We start from the raw sequence: 17,873 nt of genomic DNA, 5'->3' as shown, positions 1-17,873 counted from the left end.
ATCAGCGCAACGCGAATGTCTTCCCTGGTTATCCCGATGCCGGCAGGATTGTCGGCAACCCAAAGATGCGTGAGCACCCGTTAATGGTGTTTGATCACGCATGCCCGGCACCGACCATATTGAGGGGGGTCTGTCGATGTCACCTACCGCCGACGTGATCGACATCCGTGCACCACGGTCGCAGCGGGTGTTGATGCTGTCCTGGGAGTACCCGCCGGTACTGGTCGGCGGGCTCGGCCGACACGTCCACGCCCTCTCCGTCGCCCTGGCCAACGCCGGCCACGAGGTCACCGTCGTCACCCGCCACGCCCCCGGCGCACCCCTGGAGGAATACGCCGACGGCGTCCGCATCATCCGCGCCGCCGAAGACCCACCCCTGTTCCCCCTGGCCACCCCCAGCCTCCTCGCCTGGACCATGGCCTTCAACCACACCCTCACCCGCGCCGCCCTACGCGCCACCCAGTCCGCCGAATACGACGTCATCCACGCCCACGACTGGCTCGTCACCCACACCGCCATCACCCTCAAAGAACACCTCGACATCCCCCTCGTCGCCACCATCCACGCCACCGAAGCCGGCCGCCACCAGGGCTGGCTCCCCGACGAGATGAACAAGTCCATCCACTCCATCGAACACTGGCTGGGCCACGAGTCGTGCCGGGTGATCGCCTGCTCGGAGTACATGCGGTGGGAGGTCAGCCACCTGCTGGAGCTGCCGGCGTCGCGGGTGGACGTGATCGCCAACGGGGTCAACGACCGGGTGTGGCGTTCGTCGGCGCGGGCGGTCGCGGCGGCCCGCCAGCGGTACGCGGCGGACGGTCCGCTGGTCGGGTTCGCCGGCCGGCTGGTCTACGAAAAGGGTGTCCAGCATCTGATCGCCGCCCTGCCGTGGCTGCGCCAACGCCACCCCGGGATGCGGGTGGTGATCGCCGGTGACGGCCCGTACCGGGGTGAGCTGCAGGCGCAGGCCGAGCGGCTCGGCGTCGCCGACCTGATCGACTTCGCCGGCTTCATGACCGAGTCGCAGCTGCCCGCGCTGCTGGGGGCCACCGACGCGACGGTCGTGCCGAGTCTGTACGAGCCGTTCGGCATGGTGGCGTTGGAGGCGGCGTCGGCCGGTGCGCCGCTGGCGGTGTCGGCCACCGGCGGCCTGGCGGAGATCGTCGAGCCGGGTGTGACCGGTACGACGTTCCGGCCGCAGGACACCCACGGGTTGGCTCAGGCGGTGCACGCGCTGCTGTCCGACGAGATCTTCGCCCGGCGGGTGGCCCGGTCCGCCCGTGAGCAGGTGACCAGGAAGTACGGCTGGTCGACGATCGCCGCGCAGACCGCCGCCACGTACGCCACGGCGGTCCGGGAGGCGCCGGGCTTCAACACCCGGCGGGCCGCCGCCCAGCTGGCCGGGGGCGCCCGGAAGGTCGTCGTGCCGGAGGGGAACCTGCTCGCCGCCGCCGGCGCGGCGTCGTAGCGCGCACTGCCGCCGGGCAGCGCACAGCCGCCGGGCGGCCGGTTCGCGCGATCAGCTCGCTGGTCCGCGCGAACCGGCTGGTCGGATGAGCGAAACGGTATTCCGCCGGAGCGAAACGGTGGAAGTTCGCCGGGTTTCCAGCTGATACAGCAACGCCACACCCGCGACTACTTTTTGTAGTCGCGGGTTGACGTTAGGAGACCGGATCGTGCGACCGGACCTGATCGCGGGCCGCTACCGGCTGGTCCGACCGATCGGTAGTGGCGGGATGGGTCGCGTCTGGCTGGCCCGCGACGAGGCCCTGCACCGCGACGTCGCGGTCAAGGAGCTGCACCCGCCGACCGGGTTCACCGACGCCGAACAAGACGCGCTGCGCCACCGTACGCTGCGCGAGGCCCGTAGCGCCGCCCGGCTCAACCACCCGCACGTGGTCCGCATCTACGACGTCCGCAACGTCGGTGCCAGCCCGCTGATCGTGATGGAGTACGTCCGGTCGCGTTCGCTGCACCAGGTCGTCGCCGAGGACGGCCCGCTGCCCCCGGTACGGGTGGCGGCGATCGGCCGGCGGGTGCTGGCCGCGCTGCGGGCCGCCCACGCCTGCGGCGTGCTGCACCGCGACGTCAAGCCGCACAACGTGCTGATCGGCGAGGACGGCCGGGTGGTGCTGACCGACTTCGGACTGGCCACCCTCGACGACGAAGGATCGCTCACCCGTACCGGGCTGGTGCTCGGCTCACCGCAGTACATCGCCCCGGAGCGGGCCCGCGACGGGGTGTCGAGCGTGGCCGCCGACCTGTGGTCGCTCGGCGCGACGCTGTACGCCGCCGTGCAGGGCCACGCCCCGTACGCCCGGTCCACTCCGATGGCGACCCTGACGGCGCTGGCCACCGCCCCGCCCGACCCGGCGCCCCGGGCCGGGCCGCTGCGCCCGGTGCTGGCCGGGCTGCTGCGTCGGGACCCACGTCGACGGATCGACGCCGACGAGGCCGACCGGCTGTTGCGTCGGGTCGTCGGCGTACCGCAGCGGTCGGTGACGCCGACCTGGCCGCGACTGCGCCACGTAGCCTCACGGTTGCGGGTGCCTGGCACGTCCACCCGGTAGGGTCGGCAGCGACCAGCCCGCACCGACCGTGGAGTCTGTGATGGACGCATCCGTTCTCGCCAGTGCCCCGGGCCGGCGCCGGCTGCCAGCTGACGCCGGCGCACCGCTGCTGACGTGCTACGACGACGCGACCGGGGAGCGCGCCGAGTTGTCGGCGACGGCGCTCGGGGCGTGGGCGGCCCGGACGGCGGCGCTGCTGCGTGACGGGTGCCGCCTCGGTGCCGGCGACCGCGCGGCGATGCTGCTGCCACCGCACTGGCAGAGCGCCGCTGTGCTGCTCGGTGCCTGGTCGATCGGGGTGTCGGTGTCGATCCGGCTGGCCGCGACCGCCGGGTTGCCGGTACTGGAGCCGGGCGCGGACGAGCCGCTGGACGCGGTGTTCGCCGCGCGCGGCCGGGTCGACGACTGGTTGGAGGACGTGCCCGACGCCCGGCACCGGTTCGTGCTCGACGTCGGTGCCCGGGCCACACCGGGTGCCCCGCCGCCGGAGGGCTACCGGGACTTCCTCGCCGAGGCGGCCCGGTACGCCGGGCTGGCCCCGCAGTACGCGCTGATCAGCCCCGGTGACCCGGCGAGTGTCGACGGGACCAGCTACGCACAGTGGCGTACGGTCGCGTTGGGGATCGCCGAGCAGCAGGACATCACTGCGGGTGACCGGGTGCTCGTCGATGCCGACCAGCACGAGCACCCGCTGTTCTGGCTGCTCGCGCCGCTCGCGGTCGGCGCCTCGGTGGTGTTGTGCGTCAACATGGACCCGGATCTGCTCGACGTGCGCGTCGGCACCGAGGGTGTCACCCGGGTGCTCTGACCTGGCCCACTGTGGACTCTCACCGGCCGTCGGCCGGCCCTAAGTGGTGGGTGCGGTGCACACCACCACCCGCGCGCATGACAGAGTGACCTCCGCCGAGAAGATGACCTTGGAGGATGCTCTGCCATGATGGGTCCGTCCCACGCGCTGTCCGGTGCCACCGTGTGGCTCGCCGGTTCCTGGGCGCTCGACCAGTTCGCCGGCTACGAGCAGTCGCCGCTGATGATCGCGGTCGGCACCGCCGTCTGCGCCGGTGGCGCGCTCTTCCCGGACCTGGACCTGTCCGGCAAGGTCACCCGCAACCAGGGTGGCGCGACGGTCGCCCGGACCTTCGGGGTGGTGTCGCTGTTCGCCGCCGAGGTCATCGAGAAGATCTCCCTCGGCGTCTACCACGCGACGAAACTCAGCAAGGACCCGCACCGCAACAACGGCCACCGCACCCTGACCCACACGATCCCGTTCACCGTACTGGTCGGCTGGGGCACCACGGCGCTCTGCGCCGCGTACGGCAAGTGGGCGGTGATCGGCATCCTGTTCTTCATGATCGGCCTGGCGTTGCGCGGCCTGTTCGACGAGTGGGCGAAGCGCGCCGGCTGGGTCATCGTGACCCTGGTGTCGGCCGGCGCGGCGTACTTCACCTATCTGCACCTGCCCGGTGACCGCGGCTACCCGATGCTCGGCTTCGCCATGGGCGTGGGCTGTTTCGTGCACATCCTCGGCGACCTGGTCACCCGGGCCGGCGTCCCGATCCTCTGGCCGATCCCGATCCGCCGACGGATGTGGACGATGATCGGCCCCTCGGACCGCTTCTCCATCCGGGCCGGCAGCAAGTTCGAGGTGGTGGTGCTGCGCACCGCGTTCACCGTCATCTCGCTGCTGTCCATCGTCGGCCTGGCCATCCCGACCATCACCCGACGCTTCACCGGCGGCTGACCGGCTCCGACCCGGCAGCGGCCAGGTCCCGACCGGGCGTGGGCGGGTCGCCTCAGGCCGGTGCGCCGCGCCTCAGGCCGGTGCGCCGCGCCTCAGGCCGGGGTGCGCTGCACCGGTACCGCCAGCCCCCACTCCTCGACCGACTCGGGGGTGTCCACCAGCCCGCCCTCGGCCACCCCGTCGCAGGAGATGTCGATCACCTCGCCGGTGTGCGCCAGCAGGTACGGCCGGGCACCCCCGTCGGCGTTGGCCAGGGTGGCGATCGCCGCCCAGTGCCGGCGGCCGAACACCATCGGATAGCTGCGGGTGCCCGCGTACGTGGCGCAGACCAGCGTCTCCGGGTACGGCAACGCGGCGACCCGGCGCAGCGCGTCGGCGGTGATCCCCGGCATGTTCACCGGGAACACCACGACCGCCTCGACGTCGGCGTCGCTGAGCGCGCCCAGACCGACCCGCAGCGACGACCCGAGGCCGGTACCCCAGGCCCGGTTCACCACGACGGTGGCACCGGTCAGGTCGGCGGTCTCGCGCACCTGTTCAGCGGCGGCGCCGAGCACCACCACGACCGGGTCGCAGCCGGTCTCCCGGACCAGTCCCAGCGCCCGTTCGACCAGCAACTGGTCGCCCCGGTACAGCAGGGCCTCCGGTCCTCCGATGCGCCGGCCGCCACCGGCTGCAATGATCATCCCCGCGATCCGACTCAGCTGAGCCACCCCCGCAACGCTGCCCGACAGGCTGTGCCGGGCGAACCGGTCACGGCGGGTTCGCCGCCACCGGCTCGATGGAACGCACAACGGTCCCAACGATCAGTCCCCGATCAGGTGTCGGCCGGCCGCCCGCCGGCGTGATCACGCGCGACCAGCTGACATGATCACGCCGCGTCGGCGTAGCAGTCGACGACCGCCACGTCCAACGGCACCCGGACCGGCGTGTCGCCGAACAGCATCGCGGTCGCCCGGCGCGCGCACTGCTCGAGCGTCGCGACCACGTCGTCGGCCTGCGCCGCCGGACAGTGCACCACCACCTCGTCGTGCTGGAAGAAGACCAGCTCGGCGGCGGTGCCGGCGAGCGCCTGACGGACGGTGGCGAGCAGGATCAGCGCCCACTCGGCGGCGGTGGCCTGGATGACGAAGTTGCGGGTGAACCGGCCACGGGCCCGCGCGCCGGCACCGGGCGGCTCGACCGGCGTCGGATCGCCGGCGGGCTCGCCCACGCCGGGGTCGGCCAGACCGACCGTGCCGGCGGCCGGGCAGGTCCGACCCAGCCAGGAGCGGACCAGTCCGCCGGATTCACCGGTACGGGCGGCGGCCTCCACGTACTCGAAGGCGACCGGATAGTTGCGGCGCAGCACCGCCAACGCCGGCACGGCGGCACCACCGGTCTGGCCGTACATCGCGCCGAGCAGCGCCACCTTGGCCTTGTCCCGGTCGCCGCCGAACGCGTCGTGGGCCAACGCGGCGTACAGGTCACCGGCGGCCGCGGCGGTGGCCAGCCGGCGGTCACCGGACATCGCGGCGAGCACCCGTGGCTCCAGCTGGGCCGCGTCGGCGACGACGAACGTCCAGCCCGGGTCGGCGACGGCGGCCCGCCGGACCACCTTGGGGATCTGCAGCGCACCCCCACCCCGGGTCGCCCAGCGGCCGGAGACGACCCCGCCGGGGACGTACTCGGGGCGGAACCGGCCGTCGCGCACCCAGGCGTCGCGCCACGCCCAGCCGTGCGCGGTCCAGATCCGGTGCAGTTCCTTGTACTGGATGAGCAGTGGCACGGCCGGATGGTCGACGCCGCGCAGCACCCAGGCGCGGGTGTTGGGCAGGCTGATGCCGGCACGGGCGAAGGCGCGCAGCACCTCGGCCGGCGAGTCGGCGTGCAGCTGCCGTACGCCGAACGCGGCGGCGATCCGCGCGGACAGCTCGGCCAGCCGACGGGGCTGCCCACCGACCGGCGACGGCGGGCCGAGCAGCTCGGTCAGCAGCGCGTCGTGCCGGTCGGCCCGCCAGGGCAGCCCGGTGGCGCCCATCTCGGCGGCGACCAGCGCCCCGGCCGATTCGGCGGCGACCAGCAGCCGGAACCGGTCGGGGCGTTCGGTGGCGGCGACGCGGCGCTGCTGGTCGGCGTAGACCCGGCACAGCGCGTCGAGCGGGTCGGCGACTCTCGCCGCCGCCGGCAGGTCATCGAAGAGGGCCGGCTGGCCGTGCCCGGGTGGTTCGGCGGTGTGCGTCGGCGGGTCGGGCGGCACCGGCGCGCCGGTGAGCCGGGCGTACGCGGCGGCGAGCGACCGGGGCTCACCCCAGCGGCCGGCGTGGCCGAGCAGCAGCGCCTCGGTCAACTCGACGTCGTGGCAACGGTCGACCCGTACGCCGGCGCGCAGCAGGCCCGGGTAGATCGCGCCGGTCGCGGCCCAGAGCCACCGGGGCGGCCCGCCGGTGACCCCGGGCCCCCGCTGGGCGTCGGCGTCGGTGGCGGGGCCGCCGCCCGGACCGGCAGCGTCGGTGGTGCCGGTCCGGGTGGCGACGCCGCCGGCCAGGTCGGGCAGTTGCTCGACCGGGCCGGCCGGCTGCCCGTCGGGTCGCAGCGGGCGCAGTGCTCCGCCGCCGCCAGGTCCCGCCGTCACCGCCACCAGCACCTGGTCATTCTGACCGGCACCGGTGACATTCGTGGCCGGTCGCTACGGCATCACTTCGAGACGCTGCCGGTGAGGCCGGCCTGCACCTGCCGTTGGAAGACGAGGTAGACGATGAGCACCGGCAGCATGGCCATGGTGACGCCGGCGAACAGGCCGGACCAGTCGGACTTGTAGCCCTGGTTGACCGACAGGTCGATCAGGCCCTGCGCGATCACCTGGTTCTTGGCCTCGCCGCCGCTGGGCTGCATCAGCAGGTACGGCAGGTACCACTGGTTCCACTGGCCGATGACGTTGAAGATGCCGATGCTGATCAGGCCCGGTCGGGCCATCGGCAGCATGACCCGGAAGAACAGCGTCGAGTGCGACGCTCCGTCGACCATCGCGGCTTCGGCGACGGTGTCCGGCAGGGTCTTGAAGAACGAGTGCATGAAGAAGACGGTGAACGCCAGCGACCAGGCGGTGTAGACCAGGATCAGCATGAGGTGGCTGTTCGGGCCGAGCAGCGGCAGGACGACGCCGGTGTTGTAGACGCCCTTGTACAGCGGCACGGCGGCCATGAACACCGGCAGGGTCAGCCCGGACAGGAACATGTAGTAGATGAGCCGGTTGCCGGTGAACTCGTAGCGGGCCAGCACGTAGGCGGCCATCGAGCCGAGCAGCATGGTCAGGAAGACGCCGCCGCCGACGATGACGACGGTGTTGAGGAAGAAGTCGCCGATGCCGCCGTCGACCCAGGCGCGGGAGAAGTTGTCCCAGTGCAGCTGGTCCGGGATCAGCGACAGCGGGTCGCGGATGATCTGCGCGTCGTCCTTGAACGACGACATCACCACCCACAGCAGCGGCAGCACCACCATGGCGCCCCACACCAGCAGGAACAGGTGGGAGAAGCCGTTGAAGAAGCTGTCGGAGACCGCGCCGGCCCGCCGGGGCGGCCGGGGCGGCCGGGCCCGGTCGGTACGGCGGCCGCCGGTGACGGTGGGCGGTGGCGGGGTGGCCGCGCCGGTCGGTGGATTGGTGACAGTGCTCATCGCGCGGCCCTCCCTAGTATTCGATCCGCTCGCGGCGGGTGATGCGTAGCTGCACGGCGGCGAGCAGCAGCGTGAAGATGGCCAGGGCGACGCCGATGGCGCAGGCGTACCCGAACTGGCCCTTGTTGAAGGCGGTGAAGTTGATGACCGAGGCGAAGACCTCGCTGGCGTGGTCGGGGCCGCCCTGGTTGGGGGTCATCATGAAGACCAGGGCGTACATGTCCAAGGCGATGAAGCCGAGGTAGACCCAGGCCACCGAGATGCTGTCGCGCAGCAGCGGCAGGGTGATCCGCAGGAAGCTGGTGACCCGGCTGGCGCCGTCGAGCATCGCGGCTTCGAAGATGTCCTTGGGGATGGACTGCATGGCGGCGGAGAAGAGCACCATGTAGAAGCCGACGCCGCCCCAGACGGCGATCAGCAGCAGCCACCACAGCACCGCCGGTACGCCGAGGAACGGTGTCGGGTCGGAGACGAACTTCAGTGGCGTCTCGGCGTCGACCAGCCCGATCCGGATCAGGATGCCGTTGAGCAGTCCCTGGCTGTCGCCCCGGTAGATGGCGCCCCACATGATGGCGATCAGCACCAGGGAGAGCACCTGCGGGAAGAAGAAAATGATCTTGTAGATGCCGGATCCGCGTACCCCCCGGACGCCGGCCCTGTCCCCCCGCCCGCCCACGTTGAGCAGAAACGCCAGGAACAGGGCCAGCGCGATGGTGAACAGCGGCAGGGTGACCAGGAAGAACACGTTGTGCCAGAAGGCCTTGTGGATCAGTTCGTCGCCGAAGAGCCGTACGTAGTTGGCCAGCCCGACGAACTCCTGGGTGTCGGAGTAGCCACCCCAGTTGGTCATCGAGTAGCCGACCGCCTGCGCGTACGGCCAGACGACGTAGAACACGTACAGCGCTACCGGCAGTGCCAGAAACCCGGTGACGAACCGGGCCTTCCCGTGCCGCATGACCTGTCGCTTCCTTCCTGGGCCGACGTACCGGGCCGCCGTGCCGGGTTCAGGGCCGGGTCAGGACCGGGTGAACTTGTTGACCGCGTCGTCGGCGGCGACCGCGTCGGACGCCTCCTGCAGGGCCGCCTGGAACTGCGCGGCGGTCATCCGCCCGGCCATCAGCTCACCGATGGCGTTCTGCTCCACCTTGTCGATGTCGGCGTACCAGTCGGGGTGCCGGAACGACACCAGGTCGCCGGGGGCGTTGGTCATCATCTCGTTGGCCGAGGTCAGCGCCGTGGAGGTGGTGACGTTGTCGCCGGAGCCCTTGACCGAGGCGAGCGAGCTGGTCAGCTCGGCGAACTTGCTGGCACCCTCCTTGGAGAGCATGGCCCGCAGGAACTCCATCCCGCCGGGGGCGTTGGCGGCCTTCTTCGGCACGATCCAGCCTTCGCCGGAGCCGGCCTGCACGGTGCCGTACGGGGCCGCATCGTTCGCGCCGACGCTCCACACCGGGACGATCTTCATCTGGAACCCGGTCGGGATGGTGGAGCGCATCTCGTTCTCCAGCCAGGTGCCGCAGGGCAGGAACGCCGCCTTGCCGTCCAGCCAGGCCTGCTGCGACTCGGTGTGGGTCAGCGTGTCGCTGCCGGTCAGCGTGTAGCCGTCCTTGACCATCTTCTCGACGGCGCTCATCGCGGCGGTGACCGCGTCGGTCTGCCACGCGCCTTCCTTCAGGTTGTCGATGTCGACGACGGCCTGACGGCCACCGGCCAGCCAGATCCAGGTCATGATCGGCCACCGCATGTAGTACGGGTACTTGCCGGCGAACGCGAACGGCGCCACCCCGGCCGCCTTGATCTTCGGGGCGAGGGCGAAGAACTCGTCGAAGCTGGTCGGCACCGCCCACCCGTTACGGTCGAACAACGCCTGGTCCATCCAGAGACCGAAGACCGTGTACGCGTAGTTGAGCTGGAAGAACTGGCCATCGAACGTACCGTCGTCGACGGTGCCGGGCAGCAGCGTGTCGCGGACCTTGACGTCCGGGTCGTCCCAGCTCGGCGCGTCCAGCAGCGGGGTCAGCTCGGTCAGCGCACCCTCGTTGATCAGGGTGTCGATCGCCATCAGGTCGGCACCCGAGTTGTTGATCAGGTCGGCCGGGGTGGTGGAGAACTTCGGCTGCTGCTCGGTCTTGATCTTCTGCGTGGAGCTGAGGTTGACCGTCACGCTGTCGTGCTTGGCCACGAAGAGCGTCTTGTCGAACTCCGGGTACTCGTCACCGAGTCCGCCGTTGAACACGACGACGTCGACGCTGCTGCCGTCGGCGACGCCGAACGGGTTGTCCGGGCTCTTGGTGCCGGTCTCCGTGCCGGCGCCCGGGTCACTGCCGGCGCAGGCGGAGAGCAGACCGGCGGCCGGGCCGGCGAGCAGGCCGGCGGCGGCGGCCCGGCGCAGCAGGGTCCGTCGGCGCACCGAGGCACCGGCGACTGCGGACGGGATCCGGGCGGAGTCGGGGAAAAGGGACATGATCTTCGCTCCTCAGCTGGGGGTTTCGGCGGGGCGGTGGATGATCGGGTTCATGGCTTTATGGCCATCAACAGCTTTGTGACCGTCGACGGCACGGGCGGTCCGACGGAACGCCGCGTGCGCCCGGTCGTGGGTCCGTTGCGCGACGGCGACGTACAGCAGGTCGAGCACGACGAGTTGCGGGTGCCGGGCGGACAGCGCGTCCGGCCGGAAGGTCGTCGCCTGGGTGGCGGTGAGCAGGACGATGTCGGCCAGCTCGGCCAGGGTGGAGCGGGGAAAGCTGGTCAACGCGACGGTGGTCGCGCCGTGGCTGCCGGCCTCGGCGACCATCTCGATGGTTTCCCGGGTCTGGCCGGTGTGCGAGATTCCCAGGGCCACATCGCCGTCGCGCATCAGCGCCGCGCTGGCCAGACCGTTGTGCAGGTCGGTCCAGGCCCAGGCCGGTACGCCGATGCGGTGCAGACTGAACTGCATCTCCTCGCCGACCAGGGCGCTGCCGCTGGCACCGAAGATGTTGACCCGACTGGCGGCGGCGACGGCGTTGGCGGCCTTCTCGACCTCGGCGAGATCCAGCAGGGCGGCGGTGTCGTTCATCGCCTGGGTGTCGGCGGCCATGATCTGGCCGAGCACCCGGTCGAGCGGGTCACCCGGCTGGATCTCCCGTCCGATGTCCACGGTCCAGCCCGCGGCACGGGCCCGGCCGGTCTCGGCGGCGATGCCGAGCCGCAGGTCAGCGTAGCCGTCGAAGCCGAGTGCCCGGCAGAAGCGGGTCACCGTCGCCGGTGACGTACCGCTGCGTTCGGCCAGCTCGACGATGGTGGCGCGGGCGGCCCCGGCCGGGTCGGCGAGCACCTGGTCGGCGACCCGGCGCAGGGCGCCGGTGACGTCGGTGAGCCGGATGCGGGCCAGCACCGAGTCCGCCGGCCCGGGGGCGTCGGCCACCGCGGTCCCCGCGAGGCTCTGCTCCTCGTGCCCGGCCATCGGCACCGACCTTTCGGGAAAGACTGTTAACTGTTAGTGGTAAAAGTTCTTACTAACACCCCCTCCGTGTCAAGACCGTGGGCGAAGTTTTCAAACCGTTACCCGCCGGGAGCGCTACCACGGACCAGCGACAGCCAGTCAGCTCCACCCCGAACCACCCCGAACCACCCCGAACCGCCCTCGGTCGACGGCCGTCCCCCGGCCGACCACAGTCACCAGCACGACCACCCGCAGCGCCAGCACCGCGCCCGGCCATTCACCGTATGAAGACAAAGGAGTGAGCTGATCTCGCAAAAGTCGCACACTCTGTGTGCCGCCAAATGCGACGACACAATGCTCGTCAGCACTGACCAGAGTGGCCCCCGTCAAATCGATCACACACCCATGACCACTCTCTGTAGTTGGCCACATTGGAACAATGTAGCGGCCGGAGCGGGGTTCGGCGCCCCACCACCGGATGGACTGATAGCTTCGAGAAAAGCGCCAGGGAGCCGCACCGCACCATAATCTCCGTGCCCAAATGATCACTTCCGCCACTGGAGGTTCCGTGCAACTGTCACGAAGGCTATTGGCAATCGCTACGATCACGGTCATCACCGGGGTGACCATCGCAGCTCAGCCGGCGTACGCCGATTCCGGCCCGGCCGACAGCGGTGATCGCGTCTGGTTCGTCCAGGCACCAGAACCCGGCGAACCGGCCGTCACCTGGTCGACAGCCGACGGCACCAGACACCTGCTCCGATCGGTCACCGCCGAGGAGGCGACAGCCCTCAAGGATCGACGGCCGGCCGCACTGCGCGAATTCGCCGTCGACGCGGTCGACGTGGCGCAGGTCGGGACGCTCAGCGAGCCGGTCGCACCACGTCGCCAGTCCCTGCAACAGGGCGACGTCGGCGCCGCCGCCTGCTGGGAATACCAGTGGCACCGAGGCTTCGACAACGACGCGCTCGCCGTCTACGGCAGCGAATCGTGGTGCGGGGACGGCAGCTGGATCACGTCACGCACCGGCGGCGACTGCTGGGGCGCGTCCTGGTGGCCGTCCTACCACTACTACGACTGCAGCAAGCAGCCGGCCTACGGCGTGGGTTACAACGTCGCCGACCTGCGCGTCGACTGGAACACCTGTGTGGCGTACCTCGGTTGGGAGGGCGGCTGCATGTGGCATGTCACCGTCTGGGACAGGATGCGGTTCGGAGCGTCCGGCGGGGTGTGGTGGATCGACGGAACAGGCTTCCCAAGCTGACTGGACACGATATTCTTCTGCGCCATGGTGTGGTTCCCTGCACGCTCTGCGACGCAAACGACTGGAAGGCAGGAACCGGTGCCCGACACATTCAAGAACGTCGCCGTCATATCATGCGCGGCGGCCCTGCTGAGTGCTGCGGCAGGCTGCAACTCCGACCAGTCGACTTTCGCGTCGTGGACAGCTGAGCCGGCCCAGCCCGACGGTGCCATCGCGTCCGCCGCCGAAACCGAATGCACCGAGCGACTCGCCCAGATACCCCGCGCCGACGAGTACGGCATCCCCACCGAACGGGTCATCGTCGAACAACGAGGGGAAGCTACCGCCGTGGTGTTCGCCGACGACAACAGCTACGGATACTGCGTCAACCTTCCCAAGGAAACACTCGCCGGCATCGGCGACCTGTCGCCGGTCGCCCGCGGTGAACAGCTCGACGTGGTCGCCGTACCGCAGATCAATGGACGGTCCGGGCACGCCCGCCTGCTGGCCGGCCGGACGCATCCGGATGTCGCCGACGTGCGGGTCGAGACCACCGACGGGCGTGGCGTCACCGCCTCACGCTCCGGCGAATGGTTCGTCGCCTGGTGGCCGTCGAACGCCGACGTACGGACGGTCAGCGCGGTCAGCGACACCGGCCGGACCGTCGAGACGATCGAGGACATCCCCGGCACCGGTGCGGACATGCCCGCGCCGATCCAGTCACCCGGCTGAGCCGTACCGCCGCACGGCGCAAGGTCAGCCAAACCACAACCCTGCGGCCGCTATGCTCCGGCGGTGGCACACGCGCGACTCCGATTCGGCCCGTACGAGCTGGACCTGGACGGCCGGCAGTTGCGCTACCACGGCCAGCAGGTCCGCGCCGAACCCCGCGCCATCGAGCTGCTGTGCCACCTCGCCGCGCACCGCGACCGGGTCGTCACCCGACAGCAGCTCCTCGACACCGTCTGGTCCGGACACCCCGTCAGCGAATCCGCGATCACCGCTGCCCTGCACGCCGCCCGCCAGGCCGTCGGCGACACCGGAGGCGGTCAGGAGATCATCCGCACCGTCCACCGGCGTGGCTACCAGTTCGTCGCCGACGTCGCCCCGGCCGTCGCCACCGCCGCCGCCCGAGGAAACTACGATGCCGTCCGGTTCTGCCAGACCAGGGACGGCGCCCAACTCGCGTACACCGTCACCGGCAGCGGGCCACCGCTGGTCTCCACCGCCAACTGGCTCACCCACCTCGGCCTCGACCGCCGCGACCCGATGTGGCAGCACTGGCGCCGGGACCTGCTGCGGCCCAGTCGGCGGGCGCTGCGCTACGACGACCGGGGCTGCGGCATGTCCGACTGGTGCCCACCGTCGGCAGCACCGCAGGTGTGGGTCGAGGACCTCGACACCGTCGCCGACGCCGCCGGCTACGACCGTTTCCCGCTCATCGGCGTGGCGCAGGGCGCCGCCACTGCCATCGCCTACGCGGCGCTACGCCCACACCGGGTCAGCCGGGTGATCCTGATCAGCAGCCACGCCCGGGGCCGGCAGGCGCGTGCCCGCACCGACCTGGACCGCCGGGTCGCCGACGTCGACCTGAGCCTCGCCACGGTCGCCTGGCAGTCCGCCGACCCGGCCTTCCTGCGCGCCTACGCCGCCCAGTTCCTGCCCAACGCCACCCCGGCCGAATGGGACGCCTACCTCGCCTTCACCCAACGGACGACGTCCCCGGAGAACATGGTCCGCTTCTTCGAGATCCTCGCCACGATGGACGTCTTCCCGCTGGCCCGCCAGGTCCGCTGCCCCACGCTGATCCTGCACTCCCGGGGCGACACCCGGATCCCCGCCGCCGACGCGCGGGAACTCGCCTCGCTGATCGACGACAGCCAACTGGTGCTGCTCGACAGCACCAACCATCTGCTGTCCGGTGCCGAACCCGCCTGGGCCGAGCTGGTCCGACACGTCGACGACTTCCTCGCCGACTGACCGCGATCCCGGTCAGGGTCAGGGTCCCGGTCAGCAGAACGGTCGCCAGCCGTCCGCCCCGGCGAGGACCCGGGCAGGCGTGTACGCGGCGGCCTGCTCCTGAGTCAACTGCGGGCGGTCGTCGGTGACGCCCGCACCGGGGCCACGGTTGCGGTACTCGAAGTAGCGGGCCTCCCGCCACGGCCAGCTGCCGAAGTCGGTCCACGGCGCGGCCTTGATGTGCGCGCCGAGCACGCTGTCGCGGACGACGGTCTGCCCGATCGCGTCCGGATCGTTGCTGGGGTGCCACGGTCGGCCGAGGTACACCGTGCCCGGCGCGGCGTCGCCGGTGAACCGGCACCGGTCGAAGAGCAGACCGTACGGGTTGCTGATCGCGGTGCTCGCGGCGGTCACGTACCCGTTGTTGCTGTCCGAACCCCGGTCCAGCGAATGGATGTGGCACCGGGTGAAGGCGGCGGTGGCCCGGCCGAAGATGAAGTCGACGTCGCCCTCGACGTAGCAGCCGTCGAGCGCCACCCGGGCGACGGTCGCGGCGGACTGGCTGTTGACGTACAGCGTGTCCTGGTTGCCGACGAACCGCACGCCCCGGAAGGCGATCCGGTCGGCGCGGGTCAGCACCGCGACGGCCTGCCGGTTGGTGATCTCCGGGTGGGCGGCCTCGTCGAACGAGTTGCTCAGCGTCAGGTTCTCCGCCGTGAAGTCGGCACCGTCCAGTGTGACCGAGGCGCTGCCCGAGGTGCCCCAGGTCCCGCCGCCCGGCTTCGGGGTGCCGTTGGCGCGGTCGTCGGTGATCACGACGTCGGCCGGGTCGCGCCCGAGCCCGCGCAGCACGATGTGCGGCTTGTCCGCCGGGACGATCACCTGCCCGTGGTAGACACCGGGCCGGACGTCGATGTGGAACGGCGCGGTGTTGCCGGCCGGGACCGCGTCGACCGCCGCCTGGACGGTCGTCACGTCGCCCCGGCCGTCGGCGGCGACGACGATCCGCCGCCGGGTCGACGCGGCCGCCGGCAGCGGGCCCGCCAGGGCACCGAGGCCAGGAATCAGCGCCGCCGCACCGGCCGCGAGCACCACTCGCCGTCGCATCACACCTCCGCCGGGAAAGCGCTTACAGTGAGATGCAACGTAGGCCGTCGAACGCCGTACGTCAATGTTTCGGTCGCTGCGCCACTCCGGTTTCCGCATGCGCCGGCCCGACGCGGTCCGCACGCTGCGCGGCCGGTTGCGCGCCGACGGGGTCGAGATCATCGAGGAGTACGACGAACCCGGGTACGCCGTGTTCACATGCCTCGACCCCGACGGCCACCGGGTCGAGGTCTACTGGGAGCCCGCGCCCGCCGCCGCGACCGCCCCGGCCACGAAGGACCGCCAGGCGGCCGGGCCGAACGTCAGCACCGGACCAGCCTGGTCCTTCGAGTCCCGCACCAGCACCCGACCAGCCAGGTTGTCGGCTACCTCCACACAGTCACCACCCTGGCCGTTACTGCGGCTGGACTTACGCCAGCGTGGAGCGTCGATCAGTTCCATGACTCGGCTGCCTCCATGATCAAATCGAGCGACGCCTGTCGAGGCAGAGCGTAGCCCCGGATCGCCTCCCAGAGCTCCTCCAACAGCGCGATTTCATCCGGTTCCTCGACCACCTGACCGCCCAACGGGCTGTCCAGAATGGCAACAGTGCGACCATCGACCGTGCCGAGAACCAACGGGCCGTTCAGGCCCGGGTAGGTTCCAGTTGAAGAGGGCACCACGGCCACCTCGACGTTGGGCTCCGCGCACGCTTTGATGATCGCCTGAAGTTGCTCGCGCATCACCTCCGGCCCACCGATCGGGCGGCGCAGCATGGTTTCATCGAGGACCGCGAACAACCGACACGGTGTGTCGGCGCGGTGCAGCACGGCCACCCGCGCCAGTCGCGCAGCCACTGCCGATTCGATGTCCGACACACGGTTGCCCCCGTCCGTCAGGATCGCTTCGGCGTACTCCTCGGTTTGTAGCAGGCCCGGCACGATCAGCGGCTGAAACGACCGGATCATGGTGGCGTTGCGTTCGTGCTCCAGCCACGGGCGGACCCAGACCGGCTGGCCGAAGTTGGCGCGGGCCTCCGCTGCCAGCTCCTGGAACATGTTGCCCGAGTCGAACAGCGCGTCCAGCTGCCGCGCGGTGTCCGGCTTCGGGATGAGGCGACTCGTCTCGAACTTCGCGATCAACGACGACGAGACGTTTATCCGTGCCGCCAACTGTTCCTGCGTCATCCCCGCCTGATTCCGAGCGAACTTCAAGATCCGCGCCAACGCGTTGTAGCCACTCATCTTTCCTCATCCTTCCCCTCAGGATTGAAGAAGCGTCCGATTCGCTGCCCGACGTCAATCTTCCACAACTCCCCGACGGAGTCCAGGGTGGATCAGGAAAGGATCGCACATCTCCACCGCAAGGGAGATCCACTGTGTTTCGCAACGACGGTATCGGCGGCACGCCGCGCCTCGCCCGGTACACCTCGATCGGCACGCCGCCACACTCCGACCCCACTCCGAACCGGCCACCGCTGCCCCGCCGTACCCCCGGTCAGACGGACGTCGACCAGGACGCCCGCTTCCGCCTGACCACCGCGCGCGGCGTTACGGCGGCCCCGACCGGCGCGCTCGCCGACGCGCCCACCGCACCCCGCAGCCCGGCCGCCCAGCGGGCTCTCACCCAGGCCCTCGACGCGCTCAACGTGCACCTGCCGAGCCGGCTCGGCGAATGCCGCCGCTGCGACATCGCCGCACCCTGCAAGCCGTTCCTCCGCGCGCTGGTGATCGTCCAACGCTGGGATCCCGCCAAGGCCCGCCGGGTACGCGCCGTGCTACACCTGTCCGGCCTGTGGTCACCGGGTCAGCAGCAGCCCCGCGAGGACGGCACCGGTGCCTGAGGAACTGCTGCGGGTCGGCGACAACCTGCACCTCGGAAAATCCGACTGGGTGTACGGCGACCGCGCCATGCGGGTCCGGGTCTCCGACATCCGGTACGGCCACGACGACCCGAACTCCCCCGTCATCGGCATCCTGGCGACCGTCACCGGAGCCGGACGGCCCCACCCCCAAGACCATCCGCGCCGACCGGGTCCGAGATCGCTGCCGACAACTCGCCGCGACAGCCGCCGGCCCCGCCGGGCCGTCCGCAGCCCGGCGACTACTCACCGACGGAACATGGGAGGACGACCACCCGCGTACTGCCGCACCCAGCCCACTGCTCGGCGCCCTGACCAGACTCACCGAGACCCCG

General features: G+C 70.8%; 16 protein-coding genes and 1 pseudogene. 8 read left to right on the top strand and 9 right to left on the bottom strand.

The genetic code is table 11. The features are described 5' to 3' along the window. Positions 1–136: 136 nt before the first annotated feature. The 4 genes and pseudogenes from O7623_RS01990 (at position 137) to O7623_RS01975 (ending at position 4,311) form a co-directional block, all read left to right on the top strand. Positions 137–1,468 (top strand): glycosyltransferase family 4 protein, encoded by a 1,332-nt coding sequence (locus O7623_RS01990; protein WP_282226853.1) that lies wholly within the window; start codon positions 137–139, stop codon positions 1,466–1,468. A gap of 268 nt (positions 1,469–1,736) precedes the next feature. After that, positions 1,737–2,474, top strand: a pseudogene (locus O7623_RS01985) (serine/threonine-protein kinase); the annotation flags it as partial. A 136-nt stretch (positions 2,475–2,610) separates the two neighbouring features. Further along, on the top strand, positions 2,611–3,378 hold the full coding sequence (locus O7623_RS01980) for a TIGR03089 family protein (protein WP_282226852.1): 768 nt from the start codon (positions 2,611–2,613) through the stop codon (positions 3,376–3,378). Positions 3,379–3,504: 126 nt separating this feature from the next. Then, positions 3,505–4,311 carry a metal-dependent hydrolase gene (locus O7623_RS01975; protein ID WP_282226851.1) on the top strand — a complete coding sequence of 269 codons (807 nt, stop codon included), beginning with the start codon at positions 3,505–3,507 and terminating at the stop codon, positions 4,309–4,311. 92 nt (positions 4,312–4,403) lie between these two features. Here O7623_RS01975 and O7623_RS01970 read toward each other — a convergent pair whose 3' ends face one another. The 6 genes from O7623_RS01970 to O7623_RS01945 all read right to left on the bottom strand — a co-directional run bounded on the left by O7623_RS01970 (position 4,404) and on the right by O7623_RS01945 (position 11,410). Further along, entirely contained in the window at positions 4,404–4,997 is a 594-nt protein-coding gene (locus tag O7623_RS01970) for a nucleotidyltransferase family protein (RefSeq protein ID WP_282226850.1), read from the bottom strand. A gap of 185 nt (positions 4,998–5,182) precedes the next feature. Then, positions 5,183–6,937, bottom strand: coding sequence for a bifunctional 3'-5' exonuclease/DNA polymerase (locus O7623_RS01965; protein WP_282226849.1), 1,755 nt, complete (start codon positions 6,935–6,937; stop codon positions 5,183–5,185). A gap of 50 nt (positions 6,938–6,987) precedes the next feature. Further along, positions 6,988–7,791 carry a carbohydrate ABC transporter permease gene (locus O7623_RS01960; protein ID WP_282229287.1) on the bottom strand — a complete coding sequence of 268 codons (804 nt, stop codon included), beginning with the start codon at positions 7,789–7,791 and terminating at the stop codon, positions 6,988–6,990. 187 nt (positions 7,792–7,978) lie between these two features. Continuing rightward, positions 7,979–8,920: a sugar ABC transporter permease gene (locus O7623_RS01955; RefSeq protein ID WP_282226848.1), complete on the bottom strand. Its 942-nt coding sequence runs from the start codon at positions 8,918–8,920 to the stop codon at positions 7,979–7,981. Positions 8,921–8,980: 60 nt separating this feature from the next. Beyond that, positions 8,981–10,429: an N-acetylglucosamine/diacetylchitobiose ABC transporter substrate-binding protein gene (gene ngcE, locus O7623_RS01950; protein ID WP_282226847.1), complete on the bottom strand. Its 1,449-nt coding sequence runs from the start codon at positions 10,427–10,429 to the stop codon at positions 8,981–8,983. Positions 10,430–10,441: 12 nt separating this feature from the next. Beyond that, the gene (locus O7623_RS01945) at positions 10,442–11,410 is read right to left on the bottom strand and encodes a MurR/RpiR family transcriptional regulator (RefSeq protein ID WP_282226846.1); all 969 of its coding nucleotides are present in this window, start codon (positions 11,408–11,410) and stop codon (positions 10,442–10,444) included. A gap of 601 nt (positions 11,411–12,011) precedes the next feature. Between O7623_RS01945 and O7623_RS01940 the strand changes: the two genes are divergently transcribed. The 3 genes from O7623_RS01940 (at position 12,012) to O7623_RS01930 (ending at position 14,612) form a co-directional block, all read left to right on the top strand. Next, a complete protein-coding gene (locus tag O7623_RS01940) occupies positions 12,012–12,653 on the top strand; it encodes a hypothetical protein (RefSeq protein ID WP_282226845.1) in 642 nt (213 codons plus the stop codon). Positions 12,654–12,731: 78 nt separating this feature from the next. Next, positions 12,732–13,364: a hypothetical protein gene (locus O7623_RS01935; protein WP_282226844.1), complete on the top strand. Its 633-nt coding sequence runs from the start codon at positions 12,732–12,734 to the stop codon at positions 13,362–13,364. A 63-nt stretch (positions 13,365–13,427) separates the two neighbouring features. Then, positions 13,428–14,612 (top strand): alpha/beta fold hydrolase, encoded by a 1,185-nt coding sequence (locus O7623_RS01930; protein WP_282226843.1) that lies wholly within the window; start codon positions 13,428–13,430, stop codon positions 14,610–14,612. Positions 14,613–14,642: 30 nt separating this feature from the next. Here the strand turns inward: O7623_RS01930 and O7623_RS01925 are convergent, their stop codons facing one another. From O7623_RS01925 to O7623_RS01915, 3 genes are all read right to left on the bottom strand, one after another. Beyond that, a complete protein-coding gene (locus O7623_RS01925; protein WP_282226842.1) occupies positions 14,643–15,698 on the bottom strand; it encodes a pectinesterase family protein in 1,056 nt (351 codons plus the stop codon). A 231-nt stretch (positions 15,699–15,929) separates the two neighbouring features. Further along, complete coding sequence (locus tag O7623_RS01920; RefSeq protein ID WP_282226841.1) at positions 15,930–16,139, bottom strand: DUF397 domain-containing protein; 210 nt, start codon at positions 16,137–16,139, stop codon at positions 15,930–15,932. After that, positions 16,130–16,921 carry a Scr1 family TA system antitoxin-like transcriptional regulator gene (locus O7623_RS01915; RefSeq protein ID WP_282226840.1) on the bottom strand — a complete coding sequence of 264 codons (792 nt, stop codon included), beginning with the start codon at positions 16,919–16,921 and terminating at the stop codon, positions 16,130–16,132. The genes O7623_RS01920 and O7623_RS01915 overlap by 10 nt, the downstream gene beginning before the upstream one ends. A gap of 134 nt (positions 16,922–17,055) precedes the next feature. Here O7623_RS01915 and O7623_RS01910 point away from each other — a divergent pair, with 134 nt between their 5' ends. Next, entirely contained in the window at positions 17,056–17,520 is a 465-nt protein-coding gene (locus tag O7623_RS01910) for a hypothetical protein (RefSeq protein ID WP_282226839.1), read from the top strand. Positions 17,521–17,873 lie beyond the last annotated feature (353 nt).

Origin of the sequence: Solwaraspora sp. WMMD791 (assembly GCF_029581195.1) — a bacterium.
Lineage (GTDB): Bacteria > Actinomycetota > Actinomycetes > Mycobacteriales > Micromonosporaceae > Micromonospora_E.
Note: the sequence above shows the minus strand (reverse complement) of the source record. Positions and strands in the feature narration are given on the sequence as shown.